This is a genomic window from Sphingomonas sp. (assembly GCF_035910975.1).
Classification (GTDB): domain Bacteria; phylum Pseudomonadota; class Alphaproteobacteria; order Sphingomonadales; family Sphingomonadaceae; genus Sphingomonas.
Window position 1 is genome coordinate 127413 of record NZ_JAMHWM010000029.1, and the last position, 15727, is coordinate 143139.

Consider the following 15727-nt stretch of genomic DNA (forward strand, 5'->3'; position numbering starts at 1 on the left):
CCAGTTTCCGTTCGCCCTGAGCTTGTCGAAGGGCCGTGCTACGATACGCCCGCTGATCGTTCGCCGCACGAAGTGCGGTGCTTCGACAGGCTCAGCACGAACGGGGTGAGGATTAGCCTTTCACGAACCCCGCCAGCCGTCGCGCGGCGTCAGCACGGACATTCCCCCAGAACAGGCTGACGTCATACACGTGGTAATTGTTGCCCGGCAGCACATAGGCGCCGACATCCGGCCCCTCGCCGATCAGCAACAGGCCGCGACCGTCGCAGCGCGCCGGGACGCGGGCCGGTTCCAGCGTCGCGCTCCCCAAATCCTTGGTCGGGAACAGCGTCCCCAGGTTCGCGCTCGCGGGCGCCTCGCCGCCGGCGGTGCCGGTCAGCGGGTTGGTGCAGACCATCGCGGTGCCGCGGCGCGGGCGGCCGTCGAAGCCGGTGGTCGCGTCGAACGTGTCGAGGATCAGCGAAGGATCGGCCGGTTCGCCGAAGCTCTGCCATGACAGCAGGCAGCCGGTCTGGTCGGGCGCGGTGCATTCTGGCATGCCGAGCGCGGCAAGATCGGTGTCCTTCGACACCGGCCAGCCGATGACATAGGTCGCGACCACACGCTTGCCGAGCGGCTTGCCGGCGATCCGCTCGCGTAGCAGCCGGGTCAGGTGCAGCCCGCCCTGGCTGTGCCCTGCAAGGATGATCGGCCGATCGGGATTGGCGGCGAGAAATGCGTCGAACGCCTGCGCGACGTCGCGATACGCCATCGCCAGCGCATTCTCGGCATCCGCGCGCGTCGTCAGGAACGCCCCGAACGCCGCCTGGCGGTATCGCGGCGCCCACACCTGGCCGGCGGCGTTGAACGCACTCGCCTGGCCGCGCAGGAACAGCCGGGCGCGGTCGTTCGCCTCGACATTGTCGAGCGGCGCGTTCCAGTGATCGGTTGCGAGGTATGATGTCGGGTGGATGAAGAACACCGCCGCGCCGCCATCCGCCGCCGCCTGTCCCGCCGGCACCCAGAGCGCCGGATTTCCCGGAATATCGGGCCTCGCCAGCCACATGTCGCGCCCGGCATAGGCATCGCCCGCCAGCGCCGGCTTCGCCTCGAACGCGACGCTGGGCGTCATGTAGCGGCGAACCAGGTCGACCCCCCAGAGCCGGTAGGCAAAGGCGGCGGCGATCGCCAGCACGATCAGGCTTGCCACGACATAGAGGAACTTCCGGGCCACGCTGCGTCTTTCATTGTGCCGTGCAACAATGGCCCGGCAAGGGCAATCGCAAGACCCGTGCAACAGGATTGCGCGGCTTGCAATTCCCGGCACGGCGACTCCCCGCATCCCGCTGGCGCGTCGAATTGGTTGCGCTGCGGCGTGGCGCTCTGCTAGCCGCGCTTCCCATGTCCGTAGACACCGCAACCGTGAAGAAGGTCGCCTCCCTCGCGCGCATCGCCATCGACGATGCCGATGCAGAGCGGATGGTGCCCGAACTCAACAACATCCTCGGCTGGATCGAGCAGCTCGGCGAGGTCGATACCTCGTCGGTGCAGCCGATGACCGCCGTGATCCCCAACCACCTGCGCCTGCGCGACGACGTCGTCACCGACGGCGGCATCCGCGACGCGGTGCTGGCCAACGCGCCGGCGCCCGAACACGGGTTCTTTGGCGTGCCAAAGGTGATCGAATAATGACCGTCTTCACCGACCTTGGCGTCCGCGAGATCCGCGACGGCGTCCGTACCGGCCAGTTTTCCGCGGTCGAGGTGGCGGATGCCTTCGTCACCCGCGTGTCGCAGGCCAAGTCGCTCAACGCCTTCATCGTCGAGACGCCCGACCATGCGATTGCCGCCGCGCGCGAGGCTGATCGCGCGCGCGCGGCCGGCGACGCGCTCAAGCCGCTGGCCGGCGTGCCGATCGGGATGAAGGACCTGTTCTGCACAAAGGGGGTGCAGACCACCGCGGCCAGCCACATCCTTGAAGGCTTCAAGCCCGAATATGAAAGCACCGTCTCGCAGAAATTGTGGGACGCGGGGGCGGGCATGCTCGGCAAGCTGAACCTCGATCAGTTCGCGATGGGATCGTCGAACGAGACGTCCTATTTCGGCAACGTCATCTCGCCGTGGCGGCGCAGCGACGGCGGCAACGCCCCGCTTGCTCCCGGTGGCTCGTCGGGCGGATCGTCATCGGCGATCGCAGCGCGGCTGTGCCCGGCGGCGACCGGCACCGATACCGGCGGTTCGATCCGTCAGCCCGCCGCCTTTACCGGCATCGCGGGCATCAAGCCCACCTATGGCCGGTGCTCGCGCTGGGGCGTGGTCGCCTTCGCTTCGTCGCTGGATCAGGCAGGGCCGATGGCGCGCGACGTCACCGATTGCGCGATCATGCTGGAGGCGATGGCAGGCTTCGACGCGAAGGACGGCACCTCGCTGAAGCTTGACGTTCCGGCATGGGAACATGGGCTGAACCCCAGCCTGCACGGCAAGCGGATCGGCATCCCGAAGGAATACCGCGTCGACGGCATGCCCGAGGAGATCGAGGCGCTGTGGCAGCAGGGCATCGACTGGGCGAGGGATGCAGGGGCGGAGATCGTCGAGGTGTCGCTGCCGCACACCCGATACGCGCTGCCGGCCTATTACATCATCGCCCCGGCGGAGGCGTCGTCCAATCTCGCGCGCTATGACGGCGTGCGCTACGGCCTGCGCGACCTGCCGGAGGGTGCGAACCTGCAGGCGATGTACGCCGCCACGCGCGCCGCCGGCTTCGGCGACGAGGTGAAGCGCCGCATCCTGATCGGCACCTATGTGCTGTCGGCGGGCTTCTACGATGCCTATTTCACCCAGGCGTCGAAGGTCCGTGCGCTGATCGCGCAGGATTTCGAGAAAGCGTGGGAAAGCTGCGACCTGCTGCTCACCCCCACCGCGCCGTCGGCGGCGTTCGCGCTGGGCGAGAAATCAGCCGATCCGCTGGCGATGTATTTGAACGATGTGTTCACCGTGCCGTCTAGCCTTGCCGGCCTGCCCGCGATGAGCGTGCCCGGCGGCCTCGACAAGTCCGGGCTGCCGCTCGGTCTTCAGATCATCGGCCAGCCGCTTGACGAACAGGGCGTGCTCAATGCCGGCCTCGCGATCGAGCAGCGCGCCGGGTTTGTCGCGCGCGCGGAGCAATGGTGGTGAGCGCCGCGCTTCCCGATCCGCTGTCGGAATCGGTGCCGGTCAAGCTTAAGCCGCTGCCCCTGCTGATCTTCAGTTCGCGCTGGCTCCAGCTTCCGCTCTACGTCGGGCTGATCGTCGCGCAGTGCGTGTACGTCTTCCTGTTCGTCAAGGAACTGCGCCACCTGGTCCTTCACGCCTGGGAATTCACCGAACAGCAGATCATGCTGGTCGTGCTCGGCCTGATCGACGTGGTGATGATCTCCAACCTGCTGGTGATGGTGATCGTCGGCGGTTACGAGACGTTCGTATCCCGGCTCGGGTTGAAGGGCCACCCCGACCAGCCCGAATGGCTGAGCCACGTCAATGCCGGCGTGCTCAAGGTGAAACTGGCGATGGCGATCATCGGCATCTCGTCGATCCACCTGTTGCGCACCTTCATCGAGGCGGGCGCGCTGGGCCAGCCGACGGGCCGCATTACCGTCGATGCGGTGCTGTGGCAGACGATCATCCATATGGCGTTCATCGCCTCGGCGATCGGCATCGCCTGGGTCGATCGCATGACGCAGGTAAAGCATTGATATGAAGGATTATCGCATCCAGGGCGCCACCGGCGAGTGGGAGGTCGTGATCGGCCTCGAGGTCCACGCCCAGGTCACCTCCAACGCCAAGCTGTTTTCCGGCGCGTCGACCGCGTTCGGGGCGGAGCCCAATTCGCAGGTGTCGCTGGTCGACGCCGCGATGCCCGGAATGCTGCCGGTGCCCAACCGCGAGTGCATCCGCCAGGCCGTGCGCACCGGCATGGCGATCGACGCACGGATCAACCGCTGGTCGCGGTTCGATCGCAAGAACTATTTCTATGCCGATCTGCCGCAGGGGTATCAGATCAGCCAGCTCTATCACCCGCTGGTGGGCGAAGGGACGCTGGAGATCGAGATCGACGGCGATGCCAAGGCGATCGGCGTCGAACGCATCCACGTCGAGCAGGATGCCGGCAAGCTGATGCACGATCAGCATCCGACCATGTCCTATGTCGATCTCAACCGTTCGGGCGTCGCGCTGATGGAAATCGTCAGCCGCCCGGACATGCGATCGCCGGCGGAGGCCGGGGCATACCTGACGAAGCTGCGGTCGATCCTGCGCTATGTCGGGTCTTGCGACGGCAATATGGATCAGGGCTCGATGCGCGCCGACGTCAACGTCAGCGTGCGCAAGCCCGGCGACGAACTTGGCACGCGGACCGAGACGAAGAACGTGAACTCCGTCCGTTTCGTCATGCAGGCGATCGAGCATGAGGCGATGCGCCAGGTCGAGGTGATCGAGGGCGGCGGCACGATCGTCCAGGAAACGCGCCTGTTCAACCCGGACAGCGGCACGACGCGATCGATGCGATCCAAGGAGGATGCGCACGACTATCGCTATTTCCCCGATCCCGATCTGCTGCCGCTCGAACTCGACGATGCGTTTCTGGAGGAATGCCGCGCCAGCCTGCCCGAACTGCCTGATGCGAAGCGCCAGCGGTACATGGACGCCGGGATCGGCGCGTACAATGCGCAGGTGCTGACCGCCGAGGTCGAGACGGCGCGCTGGTTCGACGCGCTGCTGGCGACCGACGCCAACCCGACGCAGGCAGCGAACTGGGTCGCCTCCGAATTGTTCGGCGCGCTGAACCGTATCGGCAAGGGGATCGAGGATTCGCCGGTCTCGCCGCGGCACGCGGCCGATCTGCTTGCGCTGGTCGCCGACGGCACGCTTTCGGGCAGCCTTGCCAAGCAGGTGTTCGAGGTGATGCTGGAAACCGGCGACGATCCCGCCAAAATCGTGGAGGAACGCGGCCTGAAGCAGACCAGCGATACCGGCGCGATCGAGGCGGTGATCGCGGACGTGCTGGCGAAGAACCCCGGCCAGCTCGAACAATATCGCGGCGGCAAGGAAGCATTGTTCGGTTTCTTCGTCGGCCAGACGATGAAGGCGATGGGCGGCAAGGCCAATCCAGCGGTGGTCAACGAGCTGTTGAAGAAGGCGCTGGGGTGAGGGCGTTCGGCGTCGGAGCCGCATTGATCGCGGCGGCCGGCCTGGCAACCGCCGCCGATGCCCGCGACATGCTTTACCCGTGGAAACCGGGCGTCTTGACGGAGCAGGCGTCGGCGGACCAGCAGGGTTGCATGACGCAGGCGAAGGGGGTCGAGAAGCAGGTTGGCGCAAGCGAGCGCCGGCGATCGTCCGGCCAGCCGGCCACGGCGCCGCCGGCTGGCAGCAAGTCATGGCTGGCGCCGGGAATCGATGCGCAAACGGCCTTCTTCAACAGCTATTACGATTGCCTGCGCGCCCAGGGCTATTCGATCAGGCGGATGCCAGCGCGTGACTATGCGGCGATCCGCAAGCGGCCCGATGGCGCCCAGGTGATGCTGACCGCTATCGGCGCCACTCAGACCTCGCACGCCGAGGTGCCGCCCGGCATCATCAAATAGGGCTTCGTTGCCCGAGGTCGCGATCCTGGCTCCGTAGCGCAATATCTTGCGTAAAGCCCTGGCGCATCATAGTCTTTCCGTCGTCGCAGGCGCGTGCGGCGGGTGACGGGGCGGGGGCACTGTGCGTTTATTGAGGGTCTTCTTGCCGGTCGCCGTCTCGGCGATGGCGGTCGTCGCAACGCCGGCCGTCGCGCAGTTCGGGGCCGAGGCCTCCGCATCAAAACAGGGTTTTGCCTTTCCGAAGGAACAGCCGGTCCGCATCCTGGTGTTCCGGCCCGACGTGCGCGTCGGCGAGCAGACCACCGGTGGCCTCAACCAGCCCAATGCCGATTGGACGGCAGCGGCGCGGCAGCACATCGCCGACGCGCTCGATGCCGCAAGGCCGGGCGGTGCCCAGGCACTGAAGCCGATGCCGGAGCTGGAGGGCGAGGACGGCAAGCTGCTGGCCGATTATCGCGCATTGTTCCGGGCGGTGACCGATGCGGTCGTCAGCCACAAGCTGTTCGCGGGCAATCGCCTGCCAACCAAGCGCGCCGAGTTCAACTGGACGCTCGGGCCCGGCGTCGCCAGGCTGGGTGAGATCGGCGGTGGCGACTACGGGTTGTTCCTGTTCACCAACGACAGCTACGGTTCCGCCGGGCGCAAGGCGGCGCAAGTCATGGGGCTGCTGTTCGGCGCCTACATCCCCTCGGGGGTCCATGTCGGCTATGCCGGACTGGTCGATCTGAAGACCGGCGAGCTCGTCTGGATCAACGCCGATGTGGCGATGGGCGGTGACGTGCGCGAGGCGGACGGTGCGATCAAGCGGGTGGGTCAGCTGCTGGAGGATTTCCCGCGGCGCGAGGGTGATCCGGCGCCGGTAAGGGCCGCGGCGAAATGATTGCCCGCCGCGCGTTGGCGGCGGTGCTGGCTGGTGCACTGGGGACGACCGCAGTGGCGCAGACCGCGACACCCCTGGTCGCCTATGGCCCGCAAACCGCCGAGGAGCGCGGGTTGTGGATGGAGATGGAGGAGGCGGAGCGCACGCTCACGACCTCGGACTTCGTGGTCCGCGATCCCGCGCTCAACGCCTATGTGAACTCCGTGCTGTGCCGCACTGTCGGCGCGGATCGCTGCGGCGCGGCGCGTATTTATCTGGTCCGCACACCCTATTTCAACGCCAGCATGGCGCCCAACGGCATGATGCAGGTGTGGACCGGCCTGCTGCTGCGCGCGCGGAACGAGGCGCAGCTGGCGGCGGTGCTGGGCCACGAATTCGCGCATTTCGAGCAGCGTCACTCGCTGAAGGGTTTCCGTGACGCGCGGGCAAAGACCGATGCGATGGCCTGGCTGTCGTTCCTGCCGTACGTCGGCCTCGCCGCGCAGGTCGGGATGATGGGCGGCATCTTCGCCAACAGCCGGGATATGGAGCGCGAGGCGGATACGATCGGGTTGAGCTGGATGGCGAAGGCCGGATACGCGCCGGGCGAATTCGCCGCGGTGTGGAGCCAGTTGCGCGACGAACAGGATGCGACTGCCGCCGAACGCAAGCGCAAGTCGCGCAAGGACCGCAACGGCGGATTTTTTGCCACCCATCCCAACAGCGCGGAGCGCGTCGCGTACCTGACCGCCGACGCGGCGAAGCTGGCGACACCCGAAATGGATGCTCGCGCGGCCGAGTATCGCGCGGCGCTGGCGCCCTGGTGGACGCAGCTGATCGACGATCAGATCAAGCTCAACGATTTCGGCGCGACCGACTTCCTGCTCATGCGTCTTGCGGAGGGAGGCTGGACGCCCGAGCTGCTCTATGCGCGCGGTGAGCTCTATCGGTCGCGGAATGCGGGCGGGGACATGGAGAAGGCTGCCGACGCCTATCGTTCGGCGATCGCCGCCGGATCAACGTTGCCAGAGGCCCGGCGCGGCCTCGGCCTGGCATTGTTACGGAGCGGCGACGACCTCAACGGGCGTGCGGCGCTCGCCGAGTATCTTAAACTGAAACCGGACGCCGGGGACCGCGCGATGATCGCTATGCTGGCGGGGGAGAGTTGAACATGCGCGTGAAGCTGCTGTTGGCCGCGGCTGCCTGGACGATCGCCACCCCGGCGATCGCCGGCTGGACGCTGATGCCGAAGGCGACCCCGGTCGCGGTCGCAAAGTCCGCCATGACGGTGACGCCGGGCGAGGACTGGAACCGCTGGTCGGTCCGTCCGTCGAAGCGTGGCGAAACCTGGACGCTGGACGGCGTGTCGCTCAACCAGCTCCAGTTTTTCGCCGGCGTGCTGCCCGGCGAGGCGATCTATCGCGAGCGCAGCAAGAAGGACGAGCCGCTGCCGAAATTCGATGCCGGGATGCTGGCGCCGGAGATCGTCCGCGCGGTGGAGGGTTCGCACCGCATCCTGCTGCGCACCTCGTTGTTCGAGGTCGGGGAAGTCGCCCCGACGCGGCTCGGCGGCCATCCCGGCGTGCGCTTCACCTACAGCTATTCGGTGCAGGACGAGGATGTCCGCCGCCAGGGCGAGGGGCGGGCGGCGATCGTCGAGGGAAAGCTGTATCTGGTCACCTTCACCGCGCCCGCGATCCATTATTTCGACGCTGGCATCCCGGAAGCGCGGCGCGTGATGGACAGCGTCCGCATACCCGGCGCCTCCGTAACCGTTGGCGAATAGCCCCTACGGCACCACCGTCGTGAACAGATAGGCTGCGAAGATCGTCAGGTGGACGAGTCCGCCGAGCGCGGTGGTGCGTCCGGTGCCGAGCGACAGGGTGGTGACGAACAGCGATAGCGCCAGCAGCGTCATCCCCTTCGCGCTGACCCCCAGCGACAGGGGCAGTTCCAGGATCAGCGAGACGATCGCGACGGACGGGATGGTGAGGCCGATCGTCGCCAGCGCCGAGCCGAGCGCCAGGTTCAGGCTGGTCTGGAGTCGATTGCGCCGCGCCGCACGAAGCGCCGCCAGGCTTTCCGGCCCGAGCACCAGCGCGGCGATGATGATGCCGACAGTCGCGATCGGCAGGCCCGCGCCGATCACCGCGGCCTCGACGGTCGGCGCCAGCGCCTTCGCCAGCAGCACCACGGCGACCAGCGCGAAGAGCAGCAGGATGAACGACGTGACCGCCGCGACCGCCGTGGGCGGCTCCGCATGGGCGTCCAGCGGCAGATCGGCGGCCGGCAGGAAATAATCGCGGTGGCTGACCGTCTGGACGGTGACGAAGCCGAGATAGAGGATCAGCGACACGACCGCGACGAACACCAGTTGCGATCCGGCATAGACCGGCCCCGGCGCGCTGGAAGTGTGGTTCGGCAGGACCAGCGACAGCACCGACATCGCGGCCAGCACGCTGAGCGCCGTACTCACGCCACGCAGGGTGAATTTCTGCTCGCGGTGCCGGATGCCGCCGGACAACAGGCAGATGCCGATGATGAAATTGAGGATGATCATGATCGCGGCGAACACCGTGTCGCGCGCTAGGGTGGACGCGTCGCCCGAATCGGACAGCATCAGGCTGACGATCAGCGACACCTCGATCACCGTCACCGCAACGGCAAGGACCAGTGTGCCGAACGGCTCGCCCACGCGGTGCGCGACCACCTCGGCATGATGCACGGCGGCGATGATGCAGCCCATCAGGATGACCGCCGCCGCCAGCGACCCGAACCCGCCCAGCTTCGAAAGAGCGGCGAATACCGAAAGCAGTCCGAGCGGGGGCAGGATCACTGACCAAAGGGGGAGGCCGAGCGGGTGCCTCCAGTCCCGAGTGAGCACAGGTGCCTCGTGCGGCACGTCGGTCGCGATGTTTTCCAGTCCGGCCATGTGCATCCTCTAGACAGGCTGGATCGGCGCGGCACAAGGCCGCAGGCGCGGTTTTTCCCGATTATTCGTGTTGCATGGCCGTGAAAGCGCAGGCAACGCGCGCGGATGAAAGTCCGCGCCGCCCTTCGCGATGCGACCGGCGAACACCATGCACGGGTCGATGCGCTGTTCTCTGTGCTGCGGCTGGAAGATGCCGCGGACTATGGAGCGTTTCTGGCGGCGCAGGCGGCTGCGCATCTGCCTGTCGAGGCGGCGATCGACGCGGCGGACGTGCTGCCGCTGCTGCCTGACTGGCCGGAGCGGAGACGCGCACAGGCACTACGCGACGATCTGGCCGCACTCGGGCAAGGGGTGCCGACGCCGCTCGCGCCGCCACAGCTTTCGGACCCGGCGGCGCTGCTCGGGGCGATCTACGTTCTGGAGGGGGCGCGGCTCGGCGGGGCAATCCTTTTGCGATCGGTGCCGGCGGGTGCGCCGACACGCTTTCTCGCCCCCGGTCGGCCGGGTGCCTGGCGTAAACTCATGGAAACGCTTGACGAACGGCTTGACGCGCCCGCAGCGGTCGCCCAGGCGATCGCCGCGGCGCAATCCGTCTTTTCCCTGTTCGAGCGCGGTGGACGGAACCTTATCGGGACGCATGCGCTTGGGCGGCGTGGCTGAAACGGTCGATCTCACCAACTGCGACCGTGAACCGATCCATATTCCGGGCGCGATCCAGCCAATAGGGTTCCTGCTGGCGCTGACCGCCGACTGGATCGTTGCGCGCGCGTCGGCCAATATCGCGAACTTTCTCGGGCGCGGCGCGCGTGAGCTGATCGGCCAGCCGCTGGCGGATCTGTTGCCGTCGCCTGCGGTCCATGACCTGCGCAACCGCGCCGCGATGCTGCGTGGCCCCGATGCGGTCGAGCGGCTGTTCGACGCCGAGCTCGTGCCGGGCGGGCGCCGGTTCGACGTCGCAATCCATTTCTCCGGGGGGCAGGTGCTGATCGAGGCCGAGCCCGCCTCCGGCGAGCATGGCGACGCGACCGGCATGGTGCGGTCGATGATTACCCGGCTCGATCAGTGCGAGGACCTGACGGCCTTCTTCCGCGAAGGCGCGCGTCAGGTCCGTGCGCTGACCGGCTTCGATCGGGTGATGGTCTATCGCTTCGCGGCCGACGGATCAGGCGAAGTGGTGGCGGAGGCGGCGAAGCCCGGCATCGGCCGTTTCCTGGGATTGCGCTATCCGGCCAGCGACATCCCCGCCCAGGCGCGGCGGCTCTACACCCGCAATCTGGTGCGGGTGATTTCCGACGTGAACGCCGCACCGGTCGCGATCGTGCCCGAGCGGGATGAGGCAGGTCAGCCGCTGGACCTGTCGCTGTCGGTGCTGCGCTCCGTCTCGCCGATCCACATCGAATATCTGAAGAACATGGGCGTCGGCGCGTCGATGTCGATCTCTATCCTGGTTGACGGGCGGCTGTGGGGGCTGTTCGCCTGCCATCATTATTCGGCACATGTGCCGACGTTCGAGCGCCGATCGGTCAGCGAATTGTTCGCCCAGATGTTTTCGATGCGGCTCGAGAGCCGTGAGCGCAAGCAGACCGTCGAATTCGAACGGCGCGCGCGCGACATTTCCGACCAGCTGCTGGGCGCGGTCGCGTCGGACGAGACGCTGCTCAAGGATCCGGACTGGCTGGCCGACATACTGACCAATGCGATTCCCGCGGACGGGGTCGGCGTATGGATCGCCGGCAACTACGCCTTTTCCGGCGTCACCCCGCCGACCGAGGATTTCCGCCGCATCATCCGTGCGCTCAACACGACGGCGGCGGGCAAGGTCTATGCGACCGATCATATCGCCGCGCTGGTCGATGGCGCGGATCGGTTCGCCGCGGAGGCATCCGGCCTGCTGGCGATCCCGATATCGCGGTCGCCGCGCGACTATGTGGTGCTGTTCCGTTCTGAACTGGTGCGATCGGTGCGCTGGGCTGGCGATCCGCACAAGCCGGTGGAATATGGCCCGAACGGTCCGCGCCTGACCCCGCGGCAGAGTTTCGAGGAGTGGAAGGAACTCGTCGAGGGCAAGTCGCGGCCGTTCAGCCAGTCGGAGATGCGCGTCGCCGAGACGTTGCGCGCGACGCTGATCGAGGTGGTGCTGCGCCTGGCGGACGAGGCCTCGGCCGAGCGTCAGCAGGCGACCGCGCGGCAGGAAGTGCTGATCGCCGAACTCAACCACCGTGTCCGCAACATCCTGGGCGTGATCCGTGGCCTGATCCGCCAGTCTAAACCCAACGACCCGGCGGTGAAGGACTATGTGAAGATGGTCGATGGGCGCATCCATGCGCTCGCCCGCGCGCACAATCAGATTACCGACGACCATTGGGGGCCGGCCCCGATGCAGGCGCTGATCGACGCCGAGGCTGCAGCCTTCGTCGATGAGCGGGATCGCGTGCTGTCCGAAGGCGAGCCGGTGCTGCTCAATCCGCAGGCCTATTCGACGATGGCACTGGTGATCCACGAGCTGGTGACCAACTCGACCAAGTACGGCAGCCTGTCGGTGCCCGAGGGGCGGGTGACGATCAGCTGGGACCGCGCCGCCAACGGCGACCTCAACATCCGCTGGCGCGAGCGTGGCGGGCCGCCGGTGGTGAAGCCCATCCGCAAGGGCTTCGGCACCACGATCATCGACCGTTCGGTGCCGTACGACCTCGGCGGGTCGGCCAGGATCGACTATGCGATGGACGGGGTCGAGGCGACGTTCCGCATTCCGGGGCGCCATGTGTCGGAGCCCCGCACCTTCGCTGGCCCCGCGATCCGCTTTCCGCGCCCGGCGCCCGGCCATCCCCAGCCGCCGCCGGGCCGGATCCTCACGGAGCAACGTGTCCTGGTAGTAGAGGACAGCCTTATCATCGCGCTCGATGCCGAGGATATCGTCTGCCGGCTGGGCGCCGAGGCGGTGGCGACGGCGGCGACGGTCGATGCCGCGCTGGATCATATGGACGCGAGCGTGCCGACGGTGGCGATGCTCGACATCAATCTCGGCGACACCACCAGCTTCGCCATCGCCGACCGGCTGGCCGAGCTCGACGTGCCGTTCGTGTTCGCGACCGGCTATGGTGAGCAGGCCCAGTTGCCGCCGCTGCATCGCGGGCGGACGGTGGTGCAGAAGCCCTATACGATGGAGAATATCGCGCGGGCGATGGCAGGGCTGCTGGGAACCGACGCGTAGCGTCCTTCGGAACGCTGCAAGAAAAAGGGCGCCGGTCGCCCGACGCCCATTTTGTTGAATATGCCGGGAGGATCAGGCGGCGTCGCCGGCCTTTTCCTTCTCTTTCTTGGCATAGACGCGCACCGGCTCCTTGGAGCCGGCGACCACGTCCTTGTCGATCATCACCTCGTCGACGCCGTCCATGCTGGGCAGGTCGAACATCGTGTCGAGCAATATGCCTTCCAGGATCGAACGCAGGCCGCGCGCGCCGGTCTTGCGATCGATCGCCTTCTTCGCGACCGTCGACAGCGCGTCGTCGGTGAAGCCGAGCTTCACGTCCTCCATCTCGAACAGCTTCTGATATTGCTTGACCAGGGCGTTCTTCGGTTCGGTCAGGATCTTGATGAGCGCGGGGCTGTCGAGATCCTCGAGTGTCGCGATCACGGGCAGACGGCCGACGAATTCGGGGATCAGCCCGAACTTCAGCAGATCCTCGGGTTCTACGCTCTTCAGAACCTCGCCGGTGCGCTTCTCGTCAGGCGCGGCGACATGCGCGCCGAAGCCCATCGACTTGCCTTCCAGCCGGTTGCCGATGATCTTTTCAAGGCCCGCGAACGCGCCGCCGCAGATGAACAGGATGTTGGTGGTGTCGACCTGCAGGAATTCCTGCTGCGGATGCTTGCGGCCACCCTGCGGGGGCACGCTGGCGATCGTGCCCTCCATCATCTTGAGCAGCGCCTGCTGGACGCCTTCACCCGAAACGTCGCGGGTGATCGACGGGTTTTCCGCCTTGCGGCTGATCTTGTCGATCTCGTCGATGTAGACGATGCCGCGCTGCGCTCGCTCGACGTTGTAGTCGGAGGCCTGGAGCAGCTTGAGGATGATGTTTTCCACGTCCTCGCCGACGTAACCCGCCTCGGTCAGCGTCGTCGCGTCGGCCATCGTGAACGGCACGTCGAGGATGCGCGCCAGCGTCTGCGCCAGCAACGTCTTGCCGCAACCGGTCGGCCCCATCAGCAGGATGTTCGACTTGGCGAGCTCGACGTCGGCACCCTTCGCGCCGTGATTCAGCCGCTTGTAGTGGTTGTGCACCGCGACCGACAGAACGCGCTTGGCGCGGCGCTGGCCGATGACATAATCGTCCAGCACGTCGCAGATTTCCTGCGGCGTCGGCACGCCGCCGTCCTTCTTGCTGACCAGCGCGGACTTGGTTTCCTCGCGGATGATGTCGTTGCACAGCTCGACGCATTCATCGCAGATGAACACGGTCGGACCGGCGATCAGCTTGCGCACCTCGTGCTGCGACTTGCCGCAGAACGAGCAGTAGAGGGTGCTCTTCGAATCGCCACCGCTCAGTTTCGTCATTCAATCACCTCTGGCGCGCACAGGTCCGCCGCGCTTGGATATGGCCAGCCATAGTACACGGCGGCCCCGGTCGGGCAAACCAAGATTTACCCGACCCATAGGCAACAAGGGGTTAAGCCGTGGGTGCCGCGTCGCCATCGGGCACGCCCGGTCGCTTGTCGTACACCTCGTCTACCAGTCCGAACGCCTTGGCCTCGTCGGCCTCCAGGAACGTGTCGCGATCCATCGCCCGCTCGATCTCCTCCAGCGATTTGCCGGTGTACTTGACGTACAGCGCGTTCATCCGGTCCTTGATGCGCTGGATTTCCTTGGCCTGGATCTGGATGTCGCTGGCCATGCCCTGCGCCCCGCCCGAGGGCTGGTGGATCATGATCCGGGCGTTGGTGAGCGCCACGCGCAGGCCCGGCTCGCCGGCCGCCAGCAGGAAGCTGCCCATCGATGCCGCCTGGCCGATGCACACCGTGCCGACGCGCGGACGGATATACTGCATCGTGTCGTGGATCGCCATGCCGGCCGTCACCACGCCGCCCGGCGAGTTGATGTACATCCAGATGTCCTTCTTCGGATTCTCCGATTCGAGGAACAGCAGCTGGGCGGTGATGAGCGAGGCCATGTGATCCTCGACCGGACCCACGACGAAGATGATGCGCTCGCGCAGCAGGCGCGAATAGATGTCGAAGCTGCGCTCGCCGCGGCTCGACTGTTCGATGACGATGGGGACGAGGGCGTTCTGGATGACGCTCATGGGGTCGTGCATGATATTCCCGCTCTTGGATTTGGTCGTGCTTACATCGTCGCTCGGGGCAGGGGGCGCAAGGGGTCAGGCTTGTGGCCCCGGTATCGCGAGATAGGCCAACCGCTTCATCTCGCGCCTGCCGCGCACAACGGTGTCGAGGATCAGCCCTGTGAACAGGTTGAGGAAGGCGACGATGGCGAGCCCGGTCGCGAGGATCGCGGTAGGCAGGCGCGGGACGAGGCCCGTCTCGACCCAGGTGATCGCCAGCGGGATCGACAGCAGCACCGCGAGCAACGCCAGCGTCGCGGCGATCGCGCCGAAGAACCAAAGCGGCCGCTCGATCCGGTAGAGCGTGGCGATTGTCCGCGCGATGCGGGCGCCGTCGCGGTAGGTGTTGAGCTTCGATGCCGATCCTTCCGGCCGCGCGAGATAGCGCGTCTCGACCTCGCCCACCGGCATCTTGAGTTCCAGCGCGTGGACCGAGATTTCGGTCTCGATCTCGAACCCGGCGGACAGCGCCGGGAAACTCTTCACGAAACGGCGGGAGAAGACGCGGTAGCCCGAGAAGATGTCGGTGAAGCTGCGCCCGAACAGGCTGGCGAGCAGGCCGGTCATCGCGCGGTTGCCCAGCACATGGCCGCGGCGATAGGCGTCCGCCGCCTCGTGCACCCGCGTGCCGACGATCATGTCGAGCCCGTCGGCAACGAGTTGCTCGACCATCGCCGGGGCGGAAACCGGATCATAGGTCAGGTCGCCGTCGGCCATCACATAGATGTCGGCATCGACATCGGCGAACATGCGGCGGACGACATGGCCCTTGCCCTGCATCCGCTCGGTACGGACGACAGCGCCGGCGCCGCGCGCGACCTCGACCGTGCCGTCGGCGCTGTTGTTATCGTAGACGTAAACGGTCGCGCCGGGCAGCGCGTCGCGAAAACCCGCGACCGTCTGCGCGATCGCGGCTTCCTCGTTATAGCACGGCAGCAGGACGGCGATGCGTGGTGCGGTCGTCATTGGCCCCCCAAACCTTCTCCGGAGGGAGAAGG

At 66.7% G+C, this 15727-nt stretch carries 15 protein-coding genes; 10 read left to right on the forward strand and 5 right to left on the reverse strand.

Annotated elements, in window-relative coordinates:
* Positions 1 to 112 precede the first annotated feature (112 nt).
* Complete coding sequence (locus VYI76_RS06905) at positions 113 to 1213, reverse strand: DUF3089 domain-containing protein (RefSeq protein ID WP_326524036.1); 1101 nt, start codon at positions 1211 to 1213, stop codon at positions 113 to 115.
* A gap of 167 nt (positions 1214 to 1380) precedes the next feature.
* On the opposite strand from VYI76_RS06905, the gene gatC reads away from it, so the two are divergent.
* From gatC to VYI76_RS06945, 8 genes are all read left to right on the forward strand, one after another.
* The gene (gatC, locus tag VYI76_RS06910; protein WP_326524037.1) at positions 1381 to 1668 is read left to right on the forward strand and encodes an Asp-tRNA(Asn)/Glu-tRNA(Gln) amidotransferase subunit GatC; all 288 of its coding nucleotides are present in this window, start codon (positions 1381 to 1383) and stop codon (positions 1666 to 1668) included.
* Positions 1668 to 3152 (forward strand): Asp-tRNA(Asn)/Glu-tRNA(Gln) amidotransferase subunit GatA, encoded by a 1485-nt coding sequence (gene gatA / locus VYI76_RS06915; RefSeq protein ID WP_326524038.1) that lies wholly within the window; start codon positions 1668 to 1670, stop codon positions 3150 to 3152. Before gatC ends, gatA begins: the two co-directional genes overlap by 1 nt.
* Positions 3149 to 3709: a TIGR00645 family protein gene (locus VYI76_RS06920; RefSeq protein WP_326524039.1), complete on the forward strand. Its 561-nt coding sequence runs from the start codon at positions 3149 to 3151 to the stop codon at positions 3707 to 3709. Before gatA ends, VYI76_RS06920 begins: the two co-directional genes overlap by 4 nt.
* Position 3710: 1 nt before the next feature.
* Positions 3711 to 5162: an Asp-tRNA(Asn)/Glu-tRNA(Gln) amidotransferase subunit GatB gene (gatB, locus tag VYI76_RS06925; RefSeq protein WP_326524040.1), complete on the forward strand. Its 1452-nt coding sequence runs from the start codon at positions 3711 to 3713 to the stop codon at positions 5160 to 5162.
* On the forward strand, positions 5159 to 5599 hold the full coding sequence (locus tag VYI76_RS06930; RefSeq protein ID WP_326524041.1) for a hypothetical protein: 441 nt from the start codon (positions 5159 to 5161) through the stop codon (positions 5597 to 5599). Before gatB ends, VYI76_RS06930 begins: the two co-directional genes overlap by 4 nt.
* Before the next feature lie 142 nt (positions 5600 to 5741).
* Positions 5742 to 6479 (forward strand): hypothetical protein, encoded by a 738-nt coding sequence (locus VYI76_RS06935; protein ID WP_326524042.1) that lies wholly within the window; start codon positions 5742 to 5744, stop codon positions 6477 to 6479.
* Entirely contained in the window at positions 6476 to 7627 is a 1152-nt protein-coding gene (locus tag VYI76_RS06940; RefSeq protein ID WP_326524043.1) for a M48 family metallopeptidase, read from the forward strand. The genes VYI76_RS06935 and VYI76_RS06940 overlap by 4 nt, the downstream gene beginning before the upstream one ends.
* Positions 7628 to 7629: 2 nt before the next feature.
* Positions 7630 to 8244 (forward strand): hypothetical protein, encoded by a 615-nt coding sequence (locus tag VYI76_RS06945; RefSeq protein ID WP_326524044.1) that lies wholly within the window; start codon positions 7630 to 7632, stop codon positions 8242 to 8244.
* Between the two features lie 3 nt (positions 8245 to 8247).
* Here the strand turns inward: VYI76_RS06945 and VYI76_RS06950 are convergent, their stop codons facing one another.
* Positions 8248 to 9390, reverse strand: a complete 1143-nt coding sequence (locus VYI76_RS06950) for a calcium:proton antiporter (protein WP_326524045.1) — start codon at positions 9388 to 9390, stop codon at positions 8248 to 8250.
* Positions 9391 to 9495: 105 nt separating this feature from the next.
* Between VYI76_RS06950 and VYI76_RS06955 the strand changes: the two genes are divergently transcribed.
* The gene (locus VYI76_RS06955) at positions 9496 to 10050 is read left to right on the forward strand and encodes a biliverdin-producing heme oxygenase (RefSeq protein WP_326524046.1); all 555 of its coding nucleotides are present in this window, start codon (positions 9496 to 9498) and stop codon (positions 10048 to 10050) included.
* Complete coding sequence (locus VYI76_RS06960; protein ID WP_326524047.1) at positions 10028 to 12601, forward strand: HWE histidine kinase domain-containing protein; 2574 nt, start codon at positions 10028 to 10030, stop codon at positions 12599 to 12601. Before VYI76_RS06955 ends, VYI76_RS06960 begins: the two co-directional genes overlap by 23 nt.
* A gap of 72 nt (positions 12602 to 12673) precedes the next feature.
* Here the strand turns inward: VYI76_RS06960 and clpX are convergent, their stop codons facing one another.
* The 3 genes from clpX to VYI76_RS06975 form a co-directional block, all read right to left on the reverse strand.
* Positions 12674 to 13945 (reverse strand): ATP-dependent Clp protease ATP-binding subunit ClpX, encoded by a 1272-nt coding sequence (gene clpX, locus VYI76_RS06965; RefSeq protein WP_326524048.1) that lies wholly within the window; start codon positions 13943 to 13945, stop codon positions 12674 to 12676.
* A gap of 112 nt (positions 13946 to 14057) precedes the next feature.
* Positions 14058 to 14702, reverse strand: a complete 645-nt coding sequence (locus VYI76_RS06970; protein ID WP_326524049.1) for an ATP-dependent Clp protease proteolytic subunit — start codon at positions 14700 to 14702, stop codon at positions 14058 to 14060.
* A gap of 63 nt (positions 14703 to 14765) precedes the next feature.
* Complete coding sequence (locus VYI76_RS06975; protein WP_326524050.1) at positions 14766 to 15695, reverse strand: glycosyltransferase family 2 protein; 930 nt, start codon at positions 15693 to 15695, stop codon at positions 14766 to 14768.
* Positions 15696 to 15727 lie beyond the last annotated feature (32 nt).